Source organism: Helicobacter sp. T3_23-1056 (genome assembly GCF_053654535.1).
This window is the reverse complement of sequence record NZ_JBSIUU010000013.1, coordinates 50,418-72,676: the sequence shown is the minus strand read 5'-3', so window position 1 is coordinate 72,676 and position 22,259 is coordinate 50,418. Positions and strand designations below refer to the sequence as shown.

Here is a 22,259-nt window from a genome sequence, read left to right as displayed (position 1 = left end):
TACGAATCGTTAAAATGATTCTCTCAATGGCTAGAAAATCAAATCACTTAGCCACATTAAGCAGGTGCAAAAAAATCTTTTTTTGTAATTCTAAAATCATACAAGATTCCAAATTTTAAGTGCGTTTAAGCGTTTTTATATTGTTAGTGTTTTATAATGCGTTTTTATTGCTTTTGTGGCATTGCATAAATAGATTTTGCATAATCAACAACTATCACAAACCATCACAGCAAAGGAACATAATGTGGCTTAATCGACAAATCGGGCAAAGCCTGCGCGAAGAATACGCAATCAAAGATAAGATTTTAGATGTGAGAAGCGAGCATATTTTGGAGCTTTTTCGCACGGAGGAGCTAGGGCAAATCGCCCTTTTTGATGAGCGCGAAGTAATGGTAGAAAAATATATCCATATAGAGAGTGAGATAGTTGCGCATATCGGGGCGTGCGTCTTGCAAGATAGGCTAGAAAAAGAGCCAAATCCACTGCCACAAAAACCACAAAATCTACAAAAACCACAAACCCCGCAATCATTGCAAGATTTGCAAAATCTAAATGAGCAAATCACGCAAACTGCCCCCGCTCTTATCCCGCATAATGCGTTAGTTTTGGGTGGGTTTAATCTAGAAATCCCTTACCAGCTTTTCAAGCACAATATGCCTACTTGCTTTATCCAAAGCGATAGTAAGGTGCTTGATTCACTCATTAGCTTTTTGCCTCATTTTAGAGAAGTGCGAGAAAATCCGCTTTTTTCACTTTATCAAAAAGCCATTGATTTGCCACTGCAAAAATACTCACTTATCATTCACTCCCGCACGCCTAGCTCACACGAGATAGATGGGCTAGCAAGGCTTATGAAAAAAGATGGCGTGTTTATCGCTTCGTTGCCTCACCCGCTATTTGAGGAGAGGGAGTTTGAAATCGCATTGAGAGAATTTGGCGGATTTTTTAGCATTGTTATGCCATTTTTTGTGCCGATTTTTAGCCACAAGGCGTTTGTGTTTGCCTCAAAAGGCATTCACCCCTTAGCGGATTTTTGGCTACAAAAATGCGATATGCTAGAAAATCTAACCTATTATAATTCTAGCATACACGAGGCTGCATTTGCGCTAAGTGCGGATATGGAGCGCAAATATGTCGCGCTTATAAAAAGCTAATTTATAAAAGAGCGCAAATGATAATATCTAGCCAAAATCCTACATTTTTTAAAAACATAGAGGATTTGCAAGATTATTTATATTATGCGCCATTTTTACCCCACGCAATCGTTTTGACAGGGGGGATAGCAAGCGGAAAATCTAGCTGTGCAAAAATCCTTGAGGGGTTAGGATTTGCCGTAGTGTGCGCAGATAAGATAGCCCATAGTGTGCTAGATTCTAGCGTAGATTTGCTAGTAGAAGCATTTGGAGAAGAGATTTTGCTAGATAATGCACGCATAAAATCTAGCGCAAAATCTAGTGTAGATTCTAGTTTGGAATCTAGTTTGGATTTTTGCGCGGATTTTGCAAACGCTTCAACAATCCACCAAAAGATTGATAGAAAAATCTTGGGCAAAATCGTATTTGCAGATGACAAAAAACGCAAACTACTAGAATCCATAACCCACCCACAAATCCACGCCCAAATCCATACAAAAGCCCAAGAACTAGAAAAGCAAATCACGCAAAATACCCAAAAAGCAAAATATTATTTTTTAGATATTCCGCTTTTTTTTGAGGGTGGTGGCAAGGCGCGGTATAATGCGCGATTTAGCCTAAGTATCATCACAAGCAAAGCCCTTCAAATAAAGCGGATTTTGAGTCGTGATTCTCTCACTTTGGAGCAGGCACAAGCGCGTATAGATGCCCAAATGCCAAGTGCGCTAAAAATGCAACAAAGTGATTTTGTGCTGTTTAATAACACGACTTTGGAGGAGCTAGAATCTAGCATAAAAGATTTTATAAAAATGCTTGATTTGTGCGATGGCAAAATATCAAAATCTTAAAAAATTGTCGTTGATTTTGTAGCTTGTTTGCAAGTCTTTCATCACAAGTCTATCATCAATCACAAAACCAAAAAAACACAAATGAAAAAAATCTACATTGAATTAAGTGATATTTGCAACCTTGCTTGTAGCTTTTGCCCCGCTACTAAGGGAAAAAGAGGGATTATGGGGGTAAAAGATTTTGCTTATTGTCTAAAAGAGGCGTTTGGTTTTAGCAGGCATATTGCTTTGCATATTTTAGGCGATCCTTGTGCGTTAGAAAATCTAGGCGAATATCTAAAAATAGCGCGCAAAGTCGGCACACAGCTACAAAAAACACCAAAAATTGACATTGTTACTTCGGGTGCGTTTTTTGGCAAACATAGCATAGATATGCTTTTGTCCCCGCTTATCTTTCAGCTATCTATATCGCTAGAAGCGGGCGTGGATAATTTTTTTAAACGCGTATCGCCAAAAAACGATTTTTCAAACATAGATTTTGGCAAAAATGGTGTGGCTAGCAAAGATTTTGGCAAAGCTAGTCAAAATCCTAGTCAAAAAAGTAGCCACAAAAGATTTGGTGAATATTTGGATTCTATCATCGCGCTTTGTTGCGCCCACAAGGCAAATCCGCAAATTTTTCTAAACTTTAGAATCCAAGATTTGAGAATCCAAGATTTGCGCACGATGAGTGATAAATCTGCGTTACGCGTGATTTGTAAAAATTTAGCTCCATTAGTAGATTTTGAATTTTTATCTAGGCAGAGTGGCAAAAGCATAACCCAAGTCAAAGAGGATTTTTTAGCGGGAAATATAGGGCATTTGCTTGATATAAAGGGCAGAATCCGTCTGTGGGAAAAAGCCCTTTTGGTTGTGAAGCGTAGCTTTGTGTGGGCTGGATTTGACAACAAAAATGGAATCAAAAATGTGGGGCAAAATCCCAAACTCCACAAACACCGCAAATGCTATGCCCTAACGCAACAAGTAGGAATCCTAAGCAATGGCATAGTAGTCCCCTGCTGTATAGATGCGCAAGGAGTGATAAATCTAGGCAATGTTTTTGAAAATCCGCTAAAACAGATTTTGGATTGTGCGCGGGCGCGAAACATCATCGAGGGATTTAGACTAGGGGAGGCAAGAGAGGAGCTATGCAAAAGTTGTGGATTTTGGGGATAACTCTTTTGGGGTAGTGAGGTTTTTTTGGGGAGTGGGGTTTTTTGGGAATATGGTTTTTTTGGAGTGGGGTTTGTCGTGGCAAGATTTTGGGGGTAAATCTTTTTTGGGAGTTAGGCTTTGTGGAGGCTTGCTAGGATTTTTGTGCGTAAAAGTGATTTTATAATGAGATTTTGCAAAGCCCAAAAAAAAACAAAAAAAATAAAAAACAAGCTAAAAATTTGCAACAAAAATTGGGCAAAGTTTAGTATAAATCCTGCTCGGTAACGATATTGCTGATATTTGGCAGTGGCGAAGTGCGCGTGTAGTAGTAGGTGTGCTTGTCGATGGTTTTTGAGCGCACAGCTTCTGGGCGTGGGAAAAATCGCCTCAAACTAGGGTCGATTCTAAGCAAGTTTGCCGTGATTTCGGCAAACACAGGGGCGGCTACTGCGGAGGCACTCTCATATCGTCCTATGGGGCTATTGTCATCTCTACCAAACCAAATGATAGCCTGCACATCGGGTGTGTAGCCACAAAACCAAAAATCTACATTGTTGTTTGTCGTCCCCGTCTTGCCCGCGCTCTCTATGCCTACTACTGCGGCGCGTCTGCCTGTGCCTGCGCGCACCACTTCGCGCAGGACAGAGGTTGTGAGAAATGACTGCTCAGGTGAAATGATAGTTTCAGAAGCCGTGTCATAAGAAAATACATTGCCCTGCGGGTCTATGACACTATCAATCAGCACGGGTTCATTTCGCACGCCATAGTTTGAAAAGATAGAATATTCCTTTGCCACCATTATAGGCGTGGCATTTAGGCTACCGATAGCGATTGTCATATCCGCGCTAAAGTTGCTAAAACCAAAATTTAGCAAGCCATTGTAGATATTATCAAAGCCTACGAGTTGGGCTACATTTATCGTGGCTAGGTTGCGCGAATGGGTGAGGGCGTCTTGGAGGGTTACCATTCCTTGAAATTTACCGCCAGAATTTCTAGGATTCCACGATTGGAAGCTACGCGCTGCATCGGGGACTTTTGTAGCGGTAGAGTAGCCTTTGTCAAAGGCGATTTGATAGATAAATGGCTTTATGCTACTTCCCATTTGGCGATAGGCATCTACGGCGCGATTATACGGGCTTTTTTCGTGATTTACCCCGCCTACTAGGGCTAGGATTTTGCCTGTTTTGTTGTCTGTGATGATTACTGCGCCATTTAGCGTGTCATTTGCGGTTAGCTCTTCTTCATTTATCAATACGGCGGATTCTGCGTTTTTGGGCTTTTGGGCTTGGAGTAGTTTTAGCTGTCTTGTTTGCAGGGCTGTATAGCCGTTTTTTAGTGCTTTTTGGGCGATTTCTTGGTAGTCTAAATCAATGTGGAGCTTTATGGTGTAACCACCTGTTTTTATGTCTTCTATGGAGCTAAGCTGACGCAAGGCATAGTCCGTCACATAGGGGGCTACATTTTGGGTAAGGGTTTGATGATAGACTATGGGTTTTTCTGCTAGAGATGAATCGCGGTAATCTTTGGAAATCCAGCCCAAATCATACATTCTGCGGATAATGTCATTTGCACGCGTAAGGGCTAAATCTAAATTTTTGGTCGGGTCATAAGTGCTAGGGGATTGGGGCAATCCTACCAAAATCGCAATTTCTTTTAAAGTTAGTTGGTTTAGCGTCTTTTTAAAATAGCCTAGCGCGGCGGTTTTGACACCATAATACCCGTGTCCTAAAAATACTTCATTTAGATAAATCTCTAAAATCTGTTCCTTGCTTATTATTTCTTCTACTTGCACGGTTAGCAGGGCTTCTTTGATTTTACGGCTTATGGTGCGCTCTCTTGTCAAAATGATATTTTTGACTACTTGTTGGGTAAGGGTGCTTCCCCCCTCGCCTAGCCGTCCCGTGCGGATATTTTTTAGCATTGCGCGGATAATGCCATCGTAGTTTATCCCGCCGTGCTCAAAAAAAAGCGTATCTTCAATGGCTAATAACGCCTCAATCATTCGCGGTGGAATCTCATCAAATTTCGCATAAAATCGAAATTCTGTGTCAAATACATTGGCGATTAGTCGGTTTTTTCTGTCATAGATTTGGCTAGCGACTTTTGGAGAGTAGTGGCGCACTTTGTCCAAATCCGCCCTTAGCTCAAAATATAGTGCGATAAGATACACGACAAATACAAGCCCAACTACAATGCAACTAGATAGGACTACTTTTCTAAACATTTCATTTTTTATCATTTTGTGAGACTTCTTTGGTTTTGGATTTTAGATTTTATAAAGATTGCTTAGCTTTGTAGAATCTAAATCGATTCTACAAAGTGGCAAAAATGGCAAATGATATTTTACACACGCTACGGCTAAATCGCTAAAAATGCGCAAACTCCCCTCATAGAGAATCCACAAAATAGCCTAGATTTTGGCTACTTTGCTTCTTGTGCTTCTTTGTCCTCGTTTGATTCTGTTTTTGGCTCTATGTTTGGTGCTAGTTTGGGATTCTCTGCGGAGGTTTCGGTGGGTTTTGGAGGGGTGGGATTATCTTTGGATAGGCTTGCTCTAGTGTTGTGTAGCTCTTTGCGCTCTTCGTGGATATTATCCATTTTTTCTAGTAGCATTTTATCTAGGCAAGACATCACGCCCTCGCTTCCTTTTTCCATTCCTAGCACTTTTTCATCGATAAAGTGTTTTGGTGGATTTTGCTTAGACATTATGGCTTCTGCTAGGCTATTTGCTTGGGTATGCACTTGGGCGTGGAAAGGCTCTAAATCCCTATATGCCAAAGTATTTGCAAAATGCTCTTTGCCATCGCCTTCATAATACCACTTGCCTAGTCGGCAGTTTGTATGCGGGACTTGATTGAAGCTATCAGCTAGCCCAAATACAAGGGCGTAGAGGTTGTTTTTAAACACCGTGTGGTCAAGTTTAGCCAGCGTGCAAAATACTTCATTATTGCACGAGCGCAAAGCGTTTTTGGCTAAATCCACCGTGTTGATTGCTTGCTTACTTTTGGTGTAGATTTCCTCTACATTGGTTTTGACTTCGGCAGTAAATGTAGAAGTCTCTTCGGTAGTGGTTTGAATATCGCTTGCTTCTTGCTGCATAGATTTTACGACTATGGCGATTTCTTTTGTGGCTTTTTGGGTTTTTTCTGCTAGTTTTCGCACTTCATCAGCGACTACGGCAAATCCGCGTCCGTGCTCACCTGCGCGCGCAGCTTCGATAGCGGCATTTAGAGCGAGTAGGTTTGTCTGCTCTGCAATATCATCGATTAGCGATACGACATTGGTGATTTCGTTGCTTCTTTGGGCGAGTGAGTTTGCGATATTTGTCGCATTTTGCATACTTTCATATAGTTCTTTTATGCTTTCTTCAGCTTTTTGGCTTACTTCGCCTACGACTTCTAGCTCTTCTTGGTTGTGCTCTGCGCCTTTTTGGATTTGTTTGGATTGCTCCAAAATATTTTGTAGCGCGGTTTGCACGCCTATGATTCCATCTTTTAGGCTTTTGTGATAAGTAGCTAGCAAATCCACTCCATCGCCTTTATCACGCTTAGAATCCGCATCTACAAAGCGATAAAAAGGCACACCATCAATGATTTCACTTTTTATCGCAAAGTTTTTGCCACCCACAGATATGGTTTCTTGCCCTGCTTGCAATCCACCTAACGCGTTTATAAATTCAGCTAGATTGCCTAGATTTTGCGCTGCGGAGTTTAAAAAAACCGCTTCGCCGTTTTTTACACCTACTAATGCTTCATCAAATCCAAAGGAAGCGATTTTTTTGTAATGCTCCACTTCTGCTTTTAGGGCTTGATTTTCTGCCACTTGCTTTTGTAATGCGATTTTTGTTTCATTAGAAGAACCAAACATAGCAAGACTCCTTTCAAACTGAAATAATATTGCAAACCAAAAACCAAATTGCCACGCCTTTTGTTTCGCTAAAGGCATTTTAACACATATTTTGTTTCTTATTTATTAAAAATGTATTATAATTCTGCCAATTTTAATATTCTCATTTTGGAGGTCAAAATGAAAAACAGACTTGAGACTTTAGATGCTATCCTTGAGAGATTGCGAGTTTTTGTGAGGCAAGATGGACTAAAAAACTCCAAACAACGCGAAGAAATCATATCCGTTCTTTACAAAAGTGGCACGCACTTAACCCCTGAAGAAATTGCGAATAATTTGCGTTTGCGTGATAAAAATACGAGCATTTCTTCTGTGTATAGAATCTTAGGATTTTTAGAAAAAGAGCGATTTGTAACTTCAATCGAGCCAGATAAAGGTGGCAAACGATATGAAATCGCTGCAAAAGAACACCACGACCATATTATTTGCTTGCATTGCGGGGCGATTGAGGAGTTTGTAGATAATGAAATCGAGCATCGACAAGTCGCAGTGGTAAATGCCCTAAAAGCAAAGCTAGTAAGCCACGATATGCGACTTTTTGTCATCTGCGAAAAATGCCAAAAACAGCTACGAGATTAGGATTTTTCGCTTTTTTTCATCTTTTGTTGGAGGGGATTGCTACTTTTTCTTGCGTAAAATGTTCTTGTGTGAAATGCGATATAGCGTTTTTTACTTACATTTATTTTACTTGTATTGCATTGTGTTTTTGATTAGCGTTTTAGCTACGACTTAGCAAGGATTTTTACCATAGATTTTATTAGGGATTTTATTAGATTTTATTGTTTGGTTTTAGGGCTTAAAATTTGCTTATGGGAGTGCTTTTGAGTGCTTTGTTTGTAAGCGTTTGCCTAGCTTCGCACCACTCCACACAGCACAAATCCGCACAAATGCGTAGCCTCACACAAGGTTTGACACAATTCACGCAATTCACACGCATAATGCAAGCAAAACAAATATACAAAAATTACTAAAAATTTTAGAAACTAGCCGATAGTTTAGAGGTGATTCTTTATGAGGTTTTGGCTTTGTAGCCATTATTTGATGCTTAATGCAAGCAAACTATATCAAATCCACAAAGGGACATAATGTCAAGCGCAAAACTTACCACTGCACAAGAGTTAGAAAAGTTGTTTAAAACCGCAGAATCTAAAATGGTGTCTTATGAAGCCATAGCACAGATTCTAAAAAAACTACCAAACCAAGCCCAAGTCAAAAAAGTAAATGAACTTGCCAAAAAGTATAAATGCGCGCTTTTGAGCTCTTCTGAGCTTGCAAAGACGCTAAATATCAAAGATGAGGAAAAATCTAGGCAGGAGAGGGAGGATTTTATCAACAACGAGCTAGATAGCGAATTTGATTTTATGAAAGATAAGGAATTGCTTGAATGGAGTAGGAGTGATAGCCCTGTGCGAATGTATCTGCGCGAAATGGGGCAAATCGAGCTACTCACCAAAGAAGAGGAAGTAGAGCTAAGCAAGCAGATTGAGTTTGGGGAAAATATTATCCTTGATGCGATTTGCTCTGTGCCTTATCTCATAGATTTTATTTACGACTACAAAGACGCGCTTATCAACCGAGAGAGGCGAGTAAAAGAGCTTTTTAAAAGTTTTGATGATGATGAGGATAGTAGCGATGGGGAATATGAAGATGACAGCGCAGAAGAGGGCGAATATGAAGATATAGATGAAAATAAACGCCCCGTAACCAAACGAGATAAAAAGCGTATCGAAAAAGTTATCCAAAGTTTTAAGGCATTAGATAAAGCAAAAAAAGAATGGCTAAAAGTGCTAGAATCTATGCCCGAGCAAGCCTCTATCGATGCTGGTGCTTCTACTAGCGCGACTAGTGTCGCTAGCAAAGAGGAATCTAAAGAATCCAAATCTAGCAAATCCACCAAGACAACAAAAAAGCCTGCCAAGACAAAAGAGCCAAGACACGAAGAAATCCCCGAAGATGAGCTGATGTGTATTTTGACTTTGGCACACAAAAAAGAGTTGCTAAAAGATAAATTGCTTGATTTGGGACCTACAAGTAAGCTAATAAATGAAATCGTAAAAGCGATGGAAAATAGCCTAAAAAGTGGCGATGGGTTTGAGAGAGAGCTAAAAAGACTTGAATACAAACTCCCGCTTTTTAATGATATGCTTGTAGAAAATCATAAAAAAATCCTAAGCAATATCACCAATATGAGCAGAGATGACATACTAAACGCATTGCCCGAAGCCACGATGCTAAGCGTATATATGGAGCTAAAAAAGCTATTTCAGACAAAAGAGGCAAGCAAGCAGGGGTTTAACCTAGAGCCAGAGAAACTAAAAGAGATTTTAGAGCAAATCAAGCGAGGCAAAACCATAAGCGACAAAGCAAAAACAAAAATGGCAAAATCTAATCTGCGACTTGTGGTAAGTATCGCCAAACGCTACACAAATCGTGGCTTGCCGTTTTTGGATTTAATCCAAGAGGGAAATATCGGGCTTATGAAAGCGGTGGATAAATTTGAATACCAAAAAAATTTCAAATTCTCTACTTATGCGACTTGGTGGATAAGGCAGGCGATTTCACGCGCTATCGCTGACCAAGCACGCACGATAAGAATCCCAATCCATATGATTGAAACTATCAATAGAATCCACAAGATTATCCGCAAATATACCCAAGAGCACGGCAAAGAGCCTGATACAGAATATATCGCAAAAGAAGTGGGGTTACCTGTGGATAAAGTCAAAAATGTCATCAAAATCACCAAAGAACCCGTAAGCCTAGAAGCACCTATAGGCAATGATGATGATGGGAAGTTTGGGGATTTTGTGGAGGATAGAAGCACTATTAGCGCGGTGGATAATATCCTAAAAGATGATTTAAGAAAGCAAATCGATGATGTGCTAAATCAACTAAATGAGCGCGAACGCTCAGTGATAAGAATGCGATTTGGACTACTAGATGATGAGAGTGATAGGACGCTAGAAGAAATCGGCAAAGAGCTAAATGTAACGCGTGAGCGCGTGCGACAAATCGAATCTAGCGCGATAAAAAAGCTAAAACACCCAAAAGTAGGGCGCAAGCTAAAAAACTATATCGAAGAATAATCAAAAAATCATTTAGGCTAGATGTTGTTTGATAGATTTTTGCGTGTTGTGAAGCGTTTTTTGCGCGTGGGTGGCGTGGCTAGATTTTTGCAACGCAGTGTTTGGCAAAAGAGTGTTTGGCAAAAGTTTGGCAAAATATGTGGGAATTATCATTGTTTGCTAGGGTTTAGCGTGTTTGTGTGGATTTGGCTTTATAATGGTGAGTTTTGGCACAAAATCAACGATTACACAAATTACGCAAATCCTACCCATATCCAAGCACAAAATGCCACCACCACAAATAAACATTTATCCCAAACAACCCAAAATCAGCTAAAAGCTGTCCCCCCCCCCTTAAAAATCCTATAAAATCTAGCGATGATGTGCCAAAATCACAGATTTTTGCAAAATCTAGTGCTGATTTTGCGCTATATTCTAAAACGATTGATTTTAGGGCAAATTTTTTATTAAAATCTAGCATTTTTGTAGCGACATTTTTGCTACTTTGGTTTATGTGCGAAGTGCTTATTTTTCGCGCTTATGCCAAAATCTTTTTAGGCTTTTTGTTTGTCATAGCGGGGGTTTGTAGCTATTTTTTAGATTCTTTGCATATTAGTTTTTCGCCTGCGATTATTGATTCGTTGTTGCAGACAAATTGGCGTGAAGCAAGCGATTTTATGAGTCTAAGTTTTTTTGCGCATTTAGTCGTTTTTGTGTTATCGCCCCTTTTTGTGCTAGCCATTTTGCATTATTTCACGCGACAAAATCTAACATTTTTTCAATCATTCAAAGCAGAAATGGTAAGCAAAATATCGATTTTGCTAAGCCTAGCTATGCTACTAATCGCGCTATATTTTTGCGCAAGGCTCTAAAATCATCGAGGTTTTTAAAGAGAAACGATTGCTTTTTGTGATAAACCCTTTTGCGCCCATTCGCGCTAGCATAGATTTTGCTACCGATAAGATACAGCTTCCTAGCCACTACACATTTTTAGGACAAGATGCTAGCACAAATGCAAAAAATAAAATCTTTGTCCTTGTCATCGGCGAATCCGCTAGAGCGGCAAATTTCCAACTAAATGGATATGAAAGGCAGACAAATCCATATACAAGCAAAAGAGAAAATCTAATTTATTTTAGAGATTTTACTTCTTGTGGCGTGATTACGGCTATTTCTGTGCCCTGTATGCTTAGCCACTATCCACGCCAATCCTACACGAATAGAAATCTAAGCTTTTATAGTGATTCTCTGCTAGATGTGGCAAAAAAAGCGGGGTATAAAGTGTATTTTCTAAGCAATAATGGCGGAGAGTGCATAGGTGGGATTTGCAATCGTTTGGATACAGACAAAGTGATTTATTTCAACAAAAATGGGCAATTTGATGGCGATATGCTAGAAATGATAGAATCTATCATCAGCAACGCTAGCAAAGATTTTAACACCAAAAATAATGCAAACAACACCTTGCTAGTCGTGCATTTGCAAGGTAGCCACGGGGCAAGATATGATTTGCGCTATCCAAAAGAGTTTGAGAGATTTTCCCCTGTGTGCGACAATAATGAGCTAAGTCAATGTGAGATTTCACATATTTATAATGCCTATGATAATTCGCTAATTTACAGCGATTTTGTGCTAGATTCTATCATTGCTATGCTAGAAAAAAGTAGGCTAAAAAACGCGTCTTTGTGGTATGTGAGCGACCACGGAGAATCACTAGGCGAATATAGGAACTATATGCACGGAGGATTCCCATACTTCCTTGCCCCAGAAGTGCAAAAGCAGATTCCATCTATGCTGTGGTTTAAGCAAAAAAGCCACATATCACAAAATCTAGCTTCTAAAAAAGACAATCCCTACTCACACGATTTCGTATTTCACACGCTTTTAAGGCTTTTAGAAATCACTACCAAAGATTACGACAAAGATTTTGATATGCTTGAATAATTATGCTAAATATTCACACTTAATTGACATTTTTTATGTTTATTTCACATTGTTGTTTTATAGTTGCGCTTTTTTAGTTTGCAAATTTTTAGTTTGCAAAATTACGCAAAAAAGGAGCGACAATGCAAAAATGTGTAAAACAAATATGTTTCGTTGGATTTTGCTTTTTAGGAATCTTTGGCGTGGCTTTTGGCGCAAAGGCAGAGAGTGAGCATCCGCCACTAAGTGAATCCACCAAAAAGGCAATCGCGCAATATAAACGAAATCCTAGCGAGGCAAATAAGCAAAATCTGATGGATTCGCTAAATGCAAGCTATGATGCCGTAATCGCGCAGAAAAAAGAAAAACTTGCCACCCGCGAAAAAGAGCGCGAGAAAAATATCAGCGCGTGGCTAAATGGCGTAAAACGGGGCAAAAATCCGCCCTTTATGAATTTGGAAACCGATAACAACAAAGGCAATGAGCGCGAAATCGTGGCAAAGGCGATAAATGCGTATAATCAAAACAAAAACGCGCACAATGAAAAGGCGTTGAAAGAGGCGTTAAGCGCGTATTATGAGGCGTTTTTGGAGGAGCAACGAGTGCATATCAAAGAGACGCAGGATTTGCGTGAAGAGCGTATAAAGGCTAGTTTTGAGCGTTTCAGTAGTGAGCGATTCGCGCTTAGTCCAAATGGAGCGCAAAGCAAAAGTGCGCAAAATCTAAGCAAAGATGAGATTTTGGCTGAAATCATCGCAAATTTTATCAATGTGGGCGCGGAGTTTGTGCCTGTAAATCCAGAATCTAGGGTGCGTGAGCGCAAGTTTAACGCGCTTATCAATGACGCACAAAAGGCATATCTGCAAAATCCTAGCCAAGCAAATAGGGCAAAACTGCGCGAAGCGATAGCAGAAGCGTATAATGCGGCGTTACAAGCGCGAATCCAAAGCGTGAATCAATCAGCAAAAAAGGGCGCAAGTGGCGGGGCAAAGTTGCTTGAAAAAATGCAAGATAGCGCGTTTTTGGACGAGCAGTTTAGCGAACTAACGCAACAGAGCAATCTCTATGGGCGAATCGATAGGATTGTGTCCTTTGGGGGCAATACAGCGGATAATTTCACGCCACGCGCAAGGCAGGATTCTATGCGACTTGCCACCGCGCTAGAAAATGGCGATAAAAATGCTCTATCGCGGGAGTTTAACGCGCTGTATGCAAAGATGATAGAAGCGCAAAAAGCGCAGTTAGATTCAGCGCAAAAAGGGCTTGATAGGCTAATTGACAAAACGCTAGAAGGGCTTACAAAAAACATAAGGAGTGAAAATGCTAAACGATTTAGGTAGTATGCGTGGATTTGGGCTTGGTGTTTTGTCTATCATTATTTGGGGGGTTCTTGGGGTTGGGATTGGGAGTTGTTTTAGCGGTTGTGTGAGTGAAGGCGTGCGTATCACTACAAAAGAAAAGCCACATAAATCCCACGCACACCATAAGCCACACAAAAAGCACAAGCACCACAAAAAACACCCATAAGATTTGCAAAAGATTTTGTTTTGTAAAGTTTTTGTTTCGCAAAGAATCTGTGATAAAAAGTTTATTTAATCACAGATTCTAAAGATTCTAAATTTGTTTTGTTTAAATTTGGCTCTGCAAAATCTGCAAAATCCTGTGGCACAAAATCTTGCTGTGGCACAAGATTTTCCTGTGGGGCTTGATTTTGGCTACTAGGATTTTTTGTTTCTAGCGTGCTAGAATCTAGCGCAGAACCTATATCAATCGATTCGATTTTTGGTTTTTGCTTGCTTGGTTGATTTTTTGTGGCTTGGTTTTGTGTGGCTTGATTTTGGCGATTTTGCAGAGTTTGATTTTGTGGTAGATTTTGGTTTGGCTTATTTTGTGGAGTTTGGTTTGTGCTAGGCTCATTTATGGGGCTAGATTTTGTGCTTTTTGGTTTAGATTTTGGGCTAGATTCTTTATTAGTTTTTTCCTTGCTTTGTTCTTTATTTTGCTCTTTATTTTGTGTATTAGCATTTTTTGTAGATTCTGTTTTTGTTTGGTTATTATCTTTATGCCCTTTGCTAGCTTTTTTTGTAGAATCAATGATTTTAGAATAATCTAGCTCATCGCTAAAACTTTTGATTTTTTTAGATTTTGGTGGGACAAATCCGCTCTCTTGCAACGCCTTATTTGGCAAATCTTTGTTTAGATAATACGCGTTTTTATATTCGCCATTATTTAGATTTGATAGATAGATACAAGAATCCCCGTCTTTTTTTAGACAGCCTTTTTCCCAAAAATAGCGCATTTTTTCTTGTCGCACTTCCTCGCTTGGGACGAAGTTTGGCAGTGGGTATTGGTAGATTACCCCAGATAATGCGCAATAATACCCCACCCCTCTATCACACATCAAAGCCGTCATTTTTAGCCCCTCATTTGCCATTTTTAGCGCGTTTTGCAAATCATTTTTTTGCAAAAAATCATAGCCTAGTCGGTAGCACCCCCACCCCTCGCCCATTTCGCAGGCTTTTTGATATAGCCATTGTATTTGGATATTTCGTCCGATAAGCTCCCAGATATGCACTTGCATTTGGGGGTATTGAGATAGCATAATGCCTAAAAAAGCGCAAGATTGCCCGCTTGCTATGCTAGGTTTTTCCGTAGCCATTACTAAGCAGGCGTTTTTTAGCGTGAGGGCTGCCCTCTCTAATGAGTGATTCCACGCCTTTTTATCGCTATTTTCCTCATAGGCATATATCCAGCACGCTAGCCCTAAGCGGTATTCACACGCTTGATTTAGTAGCGTCATTTGCGTCTTTGTATCGGCTTTTTTGGCTAGGGCATATCTAGCACTTGATACCTGCTCCATAAGCGCGAAAAAGCGCGTTTTTTCCTCCGTAGCGAATGTATCTAGGCTAAATTTATCCGCACAGCCACAAAACAAACTAGCAACAAACAGCCACAAAATCATAAAACATAAATGATTCATCTTTACGCAAAAAGTAGCAAAAAATAGCCTCAAAACACGCTCCTTAAATAAATCCATTAGGGCATTAAAAATTAGTCAAAATAAACAAATTTTATGCCAAAAAAGCAACTAAAATCTTGCGATAAAAAGCTACAAACCAAAACACTTTAAGCAAGATTTTATGGATTTCTTGTTTTTTTGGCTTTTTTGCGCAATTTTTAGGCAATGTAGCAATAAATTATTTATTCTGCGATAAAATCTCGCAAGTTTGTTTTGTCTAAATTTACATAAAATTTACAAAATTTATCATTTTTTTTCACAAAGTTTTTTGATGCGTGATACCTCGTTTGATTTAAGGATATACCTTGACTTACACAGATTCCAAACTTTCTAAAAAATCCAAATCAAATCATAGCCAGACACTCACATACAGCGATAGTGGCGTAAATATCGATGAGGGAAACGCGCTTGTGGATTCGCTAAAATCTGTGGTAAAAAGCACTTTTGATGATAATGTGGTGGGCTCTATCGGCTCTTTTGCAGGGGCGTATGCGCTTCCTAGCGGGTATAAAGAGCCTATTTTGCTAGCTTCTACTGATGGCGTGGGGACAAAACTCCGCCTTGCCATAGAATCAAAAAAGCTAGATTTTGTCGGCATTGATTTGGTGGCGATGTGCGTGAATGATTTGATTTGCAATTTTGGAGTGCCTTTGTTTTTTTTGGATTATTATGCTACGGGGAGGCTTGATAAACATAGTGCATTGCGCGTGATAAAAGGCATAGCGCAGGGGTGCAAAATCGCTAATTGCGCGCTTATCGGTGGGGAGAGTGCAGAGATGCCCTCAATGTATGCTAATGGGGATTTTGATTTGGCGGGGTTTAGCGTGGGGATTGCAGAGAGAGAGGATTTAGAGAGAATCAAAAGCGTAAAAGAGGGCGATATTTTGGTAGGGTTTCCAAGTAGTGGCTTGCATTCAAATGGATTTTCTTTAGCACGAAAAGTGCTTTTTGAGGTAGAAAAAATGGATTTTGACAAAAAAATCTCTGCCCTAGATTTTCGTCAAACTTCTAACACAAATAGCAAAAATCCAAAAACAATCAAAAAACCTCTTATAGACGCGCTTTTAGAGCCTACAAGCATTTATGTGCCATTTTTTAGACAAAAAAAGAATCTAATAAAATCCCTAGCACATATCACAGGCGGTGGCATACTAGAGAATCTACCTCGTGCCTTGCCAAACGGACTAGGTGCAAATATAAATATAGATTCTATCCCTAGCCAAGAGATTTTTAGTCTGCTTTGTGAGCGCGTGGAGCTAAAAGAGGCGTATAGGGTGTTTAATATGGGTGTGGGGCTTATCGCGTGTGTGGAGCAAACAAGCGTGGATAAAATCTTGCAAGGAAGCAATGGCTTTGTGCTAGGGGAAGTAGCAAGGCAAGATACTATCACGCTAAAAAGCCAATCTAGCGTTGTTTTAAAACATTTGATAAACCAAAATAGCCCAACAAAAGACGCACAAAAGCAAGCAGCTAAAAATCAACTACCAAAAAAACAAATGTGCAAAAAACAAATGCCCAAAAAGGATAAAGCGTGAAATCATTTTTTAAAGCATATACGCTACCTTTTTTGGTGCTAGTGCTAGGGCTAGTGATGTATTATGTGATGTTTATCAAAAGCAATGAACGATATAATCAATACTCTAGCAGGGATTATAATGCTGGATTTTATGGCGAGCGTAGCAAAGAATCTAACAAAGAGGATTCTAATTTCATAAGCGAATTTTTCGCCTCTATCAAGCAAATATTTCTAAATAGCAATCCAAATCAATATCCAAAAGAGGAAAGTCAAGCCCATTTCACCCAAAGCACCACTAGCCAATCACAAGAGATTTCACAAAATGAGTTATCCAAGTCTTTGCAAGAAAATCTAGCCCAAGATAGCCAAAATCAGCATAATCTAGCGCAAAATAATCTATCGCAAGAACGCAATTTGCACGAAAATCACACAGCCCAAAATCCACCGACTAATGATTTTACTACCGATACAAATATCGCCACAAACACATTTTCAAATACGCCCGCAAATATTACTACAAACACCGCCACAAACACGCCAAATAACAACACAAGCACTTCGCAGGGAATCACACATTATGCCCTTACGAGGGTAAATGTGCGAAAAGAGCCAAATATGAATGCCCCTGTGATTGGCAGGCTATCGAGCGGGGAGAGCACCAAAGTCATCAAAATCAATGATGAATGGGCACAGCTTGATAATGGTGGCTGGGTAAGTGTCAAACTGCTTACTTTGCAAAAAGAGAGCGAAATCTCTAGCAGATTTAGCACGCAAATCCAAATCTATATCGCCTCTGTAAATGCAAACATACGGCAAAAACCTGATAATGACGCCACACTTGTAGGCTCAATATTTAAAGGCGAGAGGGTGCGGGTGCTAAGCGTGGCAAATGGCTGGGCTAGACTAGAAAATGGCGGATATGTCGCAGCTAGATTGCTATCAAAAGATAGTGAATAATGCCTAATTTGGGCTAGATTTTAGAAAATGAAATATCTTTGTGTATTTGGAAATCCTATTTCACATTCCCTCTCCCCTCTTATCCATAATTACGCGCTTTGTAGCCTTGATTTGCCATTTGTGTATGGTAGATTTTGCCTCCAAAATGGCGAGAATCTAAAAGAGAAATTTTATAGCCTAAATCTTAGCGGGGCAAATGTTACGATTCCGTTTAAAGAATATGCGTTTAAGCAAGCCGATGAGCTAGATAGCCTAGCCCAAAAAATCGGCGCGGTAAATACGCTTGTAAAAATGAAAAATGGCAAACTAAAGGGGTATAACACCGATGCGAGCGGGTTTGTAGCAAGCCTAACAAATACTATGCTAGATTTTAGGCACAAAATCATAAATCCTACGCCTTTTAAAAGCGCGCTAGTGCTAGGGGCTGGCGGGAGTGCTAAGGCTGTGGCGTGTATTTTAGATGAGATTGGGCTAGAGGTGCTAGTGGCAAATCGCTCTAGCCAAAAGAGGGATTTTTATGATGCGTGCGGTATTAGGTATTGTGTTTTTAGCGAGCTAGAGACAATGCTAAAATATAGTGCAAAATCTAGTGCAACACCTAGTATGAACACACATTTTGATTTAGTCATAAACGCCACAAGTGCGAGTTTGCAAGGAAATCTGCCATTGCAAAAAGAAGTATTGCAAGATATTTTTTCACGCGCAAAATTTGCGTATGATTTGATGTATGGGGAGAATCTAACGCCATTTTTAGCCCTAGCCAAAAAATGCAATCTCACATATAAAGATGGCAAAGATATGCTTTTGTGGCAGGCTGCGGAGGCATTAGCGATTTTTATTTCACAAGATTTTGCAAGCAAGGATTTGAGAAATAGTGCTAGCAAAAATGACAAAGAATATTTTACAAAGCAGGGGGATTTTACAAAGTGTGAGGATTTTGCAAAGCACGAGATTTTGGCAAAGAAAATGGATTTTTCAAAAAATATCGCCACAGATTTTCAGCACGACAAAAGCAAGACAATCACGCATATTTATTCGCTAATGCTCCAAGCAATAAGGGATAAACATTGAAGGAATTTCTTATTAGCCTTTGTTTTGGCACAAAGCAGATTCCCAAAAAATACGCCTATCTTTATGAGCAAATAAAATCCTGCGGAGCGATACAAGACAATACAAAATCTAGCCACAAATCGTTTAAAAATCCCACAAAATCTACCAACGACTTTTTTAAGCTAATGCCTACATTTGGAATTTTTTGCGTGCATAAAACCACGCCAAAATCTACCCAAAAAACGCAAAAAATTTCGCAAAAAAAACTCTCCAAACATACTACAAAAAATCTCTCCAACCCTCCCAAACTTGCCCACAAAAATCAACTGATTTTTTTACAAGATATTACAAAAAAGCGCAATGATATAGCCCTAATGCGACAACATATCCCCACGCATTTGCAAGAAATGCTAAGTGATAATGACATTGTTTTAGCCCTTTTGGTAGGAAAGAGGGGCAAAGAATATGTGCGAATCATAAAGGTTTTATCTAGCGATTTTAGCCACAATCAAAAACGGCTTGTGTATCTAGAAAAACACCAAGACAAAATCATCGGCATTGATTTAAAAAATGGCGAAATCTATCCCCTACCTTTTTCGCAAAAATCTTTATCGCAGTTGCCATTTCATTGTGTGCTTAGCTATGAAAATGCGCACAAAGACAATCACAAAAAACCACAAATACATAAGATTTTGGGCGTGCTAGAAGATGCGCATATCGATGAAAAAATCGCATTGTTTTTGCACGGCAGGGAAGAGGATTTTAGCGCGGAATGCAGGGGGTTGGCACGGAGTTTTGGGGATAGGGTTGAGCCTAGTTTGTATAAAAATCGAGTGGATTTAAGGGGGCTAGATTTTATTAGCATTGACCCAAGCGATGCAAAGGATTATGATGATGTGATTTTTTATGATGAGAAAAAGGGTGTTTTGTATGTGGGGATTGCTGATGTGAGTGAGTATGTCCTGCCAAAAACCGCGCTTGATATGGAGGCAAAATCTCGCAGTTTTAGTTTGTATTTTCCGCACAAATGCTACCCTATGCTACCCCAAGAGCTAAGTGAGAATCTATGCTCTCTAAAAGCAGATGAGACAAAGCTAGCTATGGTGTGTGAGATAGAGTTTGGGCGTGCAAAAAATCCCAAAAATGCAATATCTTGCCAAACAAAATCAAAACAACTACAACCCCATAAACCAAAATCGTGCAAAATCTATGAAGCAATCATACAGCCAAAAGCAAATGTAAGCTATGAATATATCGACACGCTTTTAGACGCGCTAGAATCTAGCAAAAACACACCACAAAATCCCTCAAAAAATATCACAAAATCTACCACCAAATCTAGCCAAAAATCTAATCTAAAATCCATTTTTGCCCCGCTAAAATCGCTTAAAAATCCCAAATGGATTTTAGATTTTAGTGAATTGGCACAGGGGTTAAAAAAAGAGCGATTACAAAATGGATTTGATTTTTTTACCAAAGAGCGCAAGATGATATTGGATAAAAATAACGAAATAAAATCCATAAAAGAGATTTATCCCACGCGCTCCCATAACCTAATACAAGAAGCTATGCTACTAGCAAATGTAGCAGTGGCAAAAATCCTAGATAATACACTTGAAGGCAGGGGAATCTACCGTGTGCATAATCCTCCGACAAAAGATAGGCTACACGCGCTTTTTGCCGAGCTAGCATTGCTTGGGTATGAGATAAAAAAGCAAGGCACAATCTATGAGCAAATCTCTGCTTTGCAATCCCAGCAACAAAATCTAAACGATAGAGAATATATCGACAAGCTAATCATCAAAGCCCAGCAAGAAGCAAGATACGCGCCTAGCAAGGAAGCGCATTTTGGGCTAGGGTTTGAGGCGTATAGTCATTTTACTTCGCCTATCCGTAGGTATAGCGATATTTTAGCCCATAGGCTTATAAAGCTATTGTTACAAAGCTATGGCGGGGTGCTAGATTTTGCGCTAGATTGTGCAAATGCCACGACTAAAATCACGCCCAAAATCAATCAAAAAATCGCCACAAAAAATACGCAAAAAATCACGCAAGATTTCACAAGGCATATCAATTTTGTTTTAGATTCTATCGCTGTGGCTACGCCACTGCTAAATGACGCAGAGAGAAAAATCACAAAATGTGAAATGGGTTTTAAAGATAGAAAATACGCTAGAAGCGCGCTAAAAATGCTAAGAGCAAATGAGGAAATTTGCATTAGAATCATTGATGAGCGATACCCCGCAATCGGCGTGGTAGAATCTAACCCAAAATCTAATGACGCAAAATCTAGTCAAAATGATAATGTAGCGAAATCTAACACAAAAACAAATCTTGCAAACAATGTATTGCAAGGTGCGCGGGTGTTTGTGCTAGATAGTGATGAGGATATAAAAAAGTATGGATTATATCTTGCTAGAATTATCGAGGTGGAGCTAGGGAGCGCGAAAATCTATGTCAAAATCCATTCTAAAATCAATGATTTGCAAAATCAACCTTTGCAAAAACTACATTCCCAAAATCTGCATTTGCAAAATCCATATCCCAAAAATCCCAAAGCAACCCCCTCAAAAATCCACAAACATAAAAAACGCACGCAACAAAAAAACACCAAAATCAACGCCACACGCACAAAAACTCTAACAAATAAAAGGGCTAAATAATGTATAATGTGCCAAAAAATAAGGGGTGTAAAATGACACAACCAAACGAAAAAAAACCACAAAGCCACTTTCACAAGGCATTTGCTAGTATTTACCTGCCTATCAAAAACCTAATCGCGTTTATAAATTCCATAAAAAACAATATTTTTAAAATCTTAAACGATGTTTATCATTTTTTGACTTACAAAGAAGAAATGTTTTATTATGCCTCTTCGCTTAGTTTTTATACGATTTTTGCGCTTATCCCTATGCTCTTTATCACTTTTTCTGTCCTGCTTGCATTTTCACATTTCCAAGACAAAATCAGCGATATTCAGCACCTTATCATTTCAAATATTTTGCCTGCAAATGCTGAAATTGTGATTAAATTTATGAATACATTTTTAGAAAATGGCTCAAAAATGGGAGTGGTAGGCGTAGTAAGCGTGTTTATCACTTCGCTACTTTTTTTTCGCAACTATGAATATATCACTTCTAAAATGTTTGATTCTAAGCCACGCAAATTTTTTGATTCGCTGATAATGTATTGGACGATGATTACGCTATTTCCTTTGGGTAGCGTGGTGATATTTTATTTTAGCGCGAGTGCGCAGGGGATATTTATGCAGGGAGGGAAATCGCTCTTTTTTAGCGATTTGTTTTCGTGGCTTGCGACTTGCGTGCTGTTTTTGATTTTGTTTCGCATCTCGGCAAATAAACCACTGCATAAACGAACGCTATTTTTTAGCTCTTTTGCCTCTGGCACCGTGTGGTTTGCGCTAAAAAATCTATTTGTATTTTATATCACTTACAACAAAACCTACACCACGCTTTATGGCTCTGTCTCAATCATTCTTTTTCTTATGGTTTGGATTTATGTTTCGTGGCTTGTTATGCTTTTTGGTATGCGCTCTTGTCAGGGGCTTTTGCAATGGTTTAAAAACGATTCACGCCAAGCAAGCAATGAGACAAAAGGCAATGAAAACATATAAGATTTTGCTAGATTTTCAACATTTTCGTTAAGTTTGAGCTAAGTTTGCGACTAAAAAAGGGCATAGATTTTGAA

Annotated in this window: 19 protein-coding genes and 2 pseudogenes; 16 read left to right on the top strand and 5 right to left on the bottom strand. The window is 39.3% G+C overall.

The annotated features are described in order from the left end of the window. Nucleotides 1-242 precede the first annotated feature (242 nt). The 3 genes from ACWIUO_RS08255 (at nt 243) to ACWIUO_RS08245 (ending at nt 3,136) form a co-directional block, all read left to right on the top strand. On the top strand, nt 243-1,154 hold the full coding sequence (locus ACWIUO_RS08255; protein ID WP_454177422.1) for a spermine/spermidine synthase domain-containing protein: 912 nt from the start codon (nt 243-245) through the stop codon (nt 1,152-1,154). A gap of 17 nt (nt 1,155-1,171) precedes the next feature. Beyond that, nucleotides 1,172-1,981 carry a dephospho-CoA kinase gene (coaE, locus tag ACWIUO_RS08250; protein WP_454177421.1) on the top strand — a complete coding sequence of 270 codons (810 nt, stop codon included), beginning with the start codon at nt 1,172-1,174 and terminating at the stop codon, nt 1,979-1,981. Between the two features lie 81 nt (nt 1,982-2,062). Next, the gene (locus ACWIUO_RS08245) at nt 2,063-3,136 is read left to right on the top strand and encodes an SPASM domain-containing protein (protein ID WP_454177420.1); all 1,074 of its coding nucleotides are present in this window, start codon (nt 2,063-2,065) and stop codon (nt 3,134-3,136) included. Here the strand turns inward: ACWIUO_RS08245 and ACWIUO_RS08240 are convergent. From ACWIUO_RS08240 to ACWIUO_RS08225, 4 genes and pseudogenes are all read right to left on the bottom strand, one after another. Next, the gene (locus ACWIUO_RS08240; protein ID WP_454177419.1) at nt 3,107-3,319 is read right to left on the bottom strand and encodes a hypothetical protein; all 213 of its coding nucleotides are present in this window, start codon (nt 3,317-3,319) and stop codon (nt 3,107-3,109) included. The genes ACWIUO_RS08245 and ACWIUO_RS08240 overlap by 30 nt on opposite strands. Before the next feature lie 58 nt (nt 3,320-3,377). Further along, nucleotides 3,378-5,354 carry a penicillin-binding protein 1A gene (locus tag ACWIUO_RS08235; RefSeq protein ID WP_454177418.1) on the bottom strand — a complete coding sequence of 659 codons (1,977 nt, stop codon included), beginning with the start codon at nt 5,352-5,354 and terminating at the stop codon, nt 3,378-3,380. Nucleotides 5,355-5,536: 182 nt separating this feature from the next. After that, the gene (locus ACWIUO_RS08230) at nt 5,537-6,022 is read right to left on the bottom strand and encodes a CZB domain-containing protein (RefSeq protein ID WP_454177433.1); all 486 of its coding nucleotides are present in this window, start codon (nt 6,020-6,022) and stop codon (nt 5,537-5,539) included. Between the two features lie 129 nt (nt 6,023-6,151). Next, a pseudogene (locus ACWIUO_RS08225) lies at nt 6,152-6,454 on the bottom strand (methyl-accepting chemotaxis protein); the annotation flags it as partial. Nucleotides 6,455-7,141: 687 nt separating this feature from the next. On the opposite strand from ACWIUO_RS08225, the gene fur reads away from it, so the two are divergent. From fur to ACWIUO_RS08185, 8 genes are all read left to right on the top strand, one after another. Beyond that, nucleotides 7,142-7,600 carry a ferric iron uptake transcriptional regulator gene (fur, locus tag ACWIUO_RS08220; protein ID WP_454177417.1) on the top strand — a complete coding sequence of 153 codons (459 nt, stop codon included), beginning with the start codon at nt 7,142-7,144 and terminating at the stop codon, nt 7,598-7,600. Nucleotides 7,601-7,842: 242 nt separating this feature from the next. After that, on the top strand, nt 7,843-7,992 hold the full coding sequence (locus ACWIUO_RS08215; RefSeq protein WP_454177416.1) for a hypothetical protein: 150 nt from the start codon (nt 7,843-7,845) through the stop codon (nt 7,990-7,992). Nucleotides 7,993-8,106: 114 nt separating this feature from the next. Then, complete coding sequence (rpoD, locus tag ACWIUO_RS08210; protein ID WP_454177415.1) at nt 8,107-10,107, top strand: RNA polymerase sigma factor RpoD; 2,001 nt, start codon at nt 8,107-8,109, stop codon at nt 10,105-10,107. A 24-nt stretch (nt 10,108-10,131) separates the two neighbouring features. Continuing rightward, entirely contained in the window at nt 10,132-10,455 is a 324-nt protein-coding gene (locus ACWIUO_RS08205; protein ID WP_454177414.1) for a hypothetical protein, read from the top strand. A gap of 14 nt (nt 10,456-10,469) precedes the next feature. Next, nucleotides 10,470-10,958, top strand: coding sequence for a phosphoethanolamine transferase domain-containing protein (locus tag ACWIUO_RS08200; protein ID WP_454177413.1), 489 nt, complete (start codon nt 10,470-10,472; stop codon nt 10,956-10,958). Nucleotides 10,959-10,995: 37 nt separating this feature from the next. Beyond that, complete coding sequence (locus tag ACWIUO_RS08195) at nt 10,996-12,030, top strand: phosphoethanolamine transferase (RefSeq protein WP_454177432.1); 1,035 nt, start codon at nt 10,996-10,998, stop codon at nt 12,028-12,030. 122 nt (nt 12,031-12,152) lie between these two features. Next, nucleotides 12,153-13,349, top strand: coding sequence for a hypothetical protein (locus ACWIUO_RS08190; RefSeq protein WP_454177412.1), 1,197 nt, complete (start codon nt 12,153-12,155; stop codon nt 13,347-13,349). Beyond that, nucleotides 13,330-13,536 (top strand): hypothetical protein, encoded by a 207-nt coding sequence (locus ACWIUO_RS08185; RefSeq protein WP_454177411.1) that lies wholly within the window; start codon nt 13,330-13,332, stop codon nt 13,534-13,536. The genes ACWIUO_RS08190 and ACWIUO_RS08185 overlap by 20 nt, the downstream gene beginning before the upstream one ends. 61 nt (nt 13,537-13,597) lie before the next feature. Here ACWIUO_RS08185 and ACWIUO_RS08180 read toward each other — a convergent pair whose 3' ends face one another. Next, nucleotides 13,598-15,022, bottom strand: a complete 1,425-nt coding sequence (locus ACWIUO_RS08180; RefSeq protein ID WP_454177410.1) for a hypothetical protein — start codon at nt 15,020-15,022, stop codon at nt 13,598-13,600. Nucleotides 15,023-15,333: 311 nt separating this feature from the next. Between ACWIUO_RS08180 and purM the strand changes: the two are divergent. From purM to ACWIUO_RS08155, 5 genes and pseudogenes are all read left to right on the top strand, one after another. Further along, nucleotides 15,334-16,425, top strand: a pseudogene (gene purM, locus ACWIUO_RS08175) (phosphoribosylformylglycinamidine cyclo-ligase); the annotation flags it as partial. A 134-nt stretch (nt 16,426-16,559) separates the two neighbouring features. After that, nucleotides 16,560-17,501 carry an SH3 domain-containing protein gene (locus ACWIUO_RS08170; RefSeq protein WP_454177409.1) on the top strand — a complete coding sequence of 314 codons (942 nt, stop codon included), beginning with the start codon at nt 16,560-16,562 and terminating at the stop codon, nt 17,499-17,501. A gap of 27 nt (nt 17,502-17,528) precedes the next feature. Then, nucleotides 17,529-18,572: a shikimate dehydrogenase gene (locus ACWIUO_RS08165; RefSeq protein WP_454177408.1), complete on the top strand. Its 1,044-nt coding sequence runs from the start codon at nt 17,529-17,531 to the stop codon at nt 18,570-18,572. After that, nucleotides 18,569-21,214 (top strand): RNB domain-containing ribonuclease, encoded by a 2,646-nt coding sequence (locus ACWIUO_RS08160; protein ID WP_454177407.1) that lies wholly within the window; start codon nt 18,569-18,571, stop codon nt 21,212-21,214. The genes ACWIUO_RS08165 and ACWIUO_RS08160 overlap by 4 nt, the downstream gene beginning before the upstream one ends. A gap of 32 nt (nt 21,215-21,246) precedes the next feature. Next, entirely contained in the window at nt 21,247-22,185 is a 939-nt protein-coding gene (locus tag ACWIUO_RS08155; RefSeq protein WP_454177406.1) for a YihY family inner membrane protein, read from the top strand. The last annotated feature ends 74 nt before the right edge of the window (nt 22,186-22,259 follow it).

Excerpts from the sequence above, each read along its gene's own strand:
- ACWIUO_RS08165 (WP_454177408.1), top strand. The coding sequence starts at position 17,529 with ATGAAATATCTTTGTGTATTTGGAAATCCTATTTCACATTCCCTCTCC.
- fur (WP_454177417.1), top strand. The coding sequence starts at position 7,142 with ATGAAAAACAGACTTGAGACTTTAGATGCTATCCTTGAGAGATTGCGA.
- coaE (WP_454177421.1), top strand. The coding sequence starts at position 1,172 with ATGATAATATCTAGCCAAAATCCTACATTTTTTAAAAACATAGAGGAT.
- ACWIUO_RS08255 (WP_454177422.1), top strand. The coding sequence starts at position 243 with ATGTGGCTTAATCGACAAATCGGGCAAAGCCTGCGCGAAGAATACGCA.
- ACWIUO_RS08185 (WP_454177411.1), top strand. The coding sequence starts at position 13,330 with ATGCTAAACGATTTAGGTAGTATGCGTGGATTTGGGCTTGGTGTTTTG.
- rpoD (WP_454177415.1), top strand. The coding sequence starts at position 8,107 with ATGTCAAGCGCAAAACTTACCACTGCACAAGAGTTAGAAAAGTTGTTT.
- ACWIUO_RS08155 (WP_454177406.1), top strand. The coding sequence starts at position 21,247 with ATGACACAACCAAACGAAAAAAAACCACAAAGCCACTTTCACAAGGCA.
- ACWIUO_RS08245 (WP_454177420.1), top strand. The coding sequence starts at position 2,063 with ATGAAAAAAATCTACATTGAATTAAGTGATATTTGCAACCTTGCTTGT.
- ACWIUO_RS08235 (WP_454177418.1), bottom strand. The coding sequence starts at position 5,354 with ATGATAAAAAATGAAATGTTTAGAAAAGTAGTCCTATCTAGTTGCATT.
- ACWIUO_RS08190 (WP_454177412.1), top strand. The coding sequence starts at position 12,153 with ATGCAAAAATGTGTAAAACAAATATGTTTCGTTGGATTTTGCTTTTTA.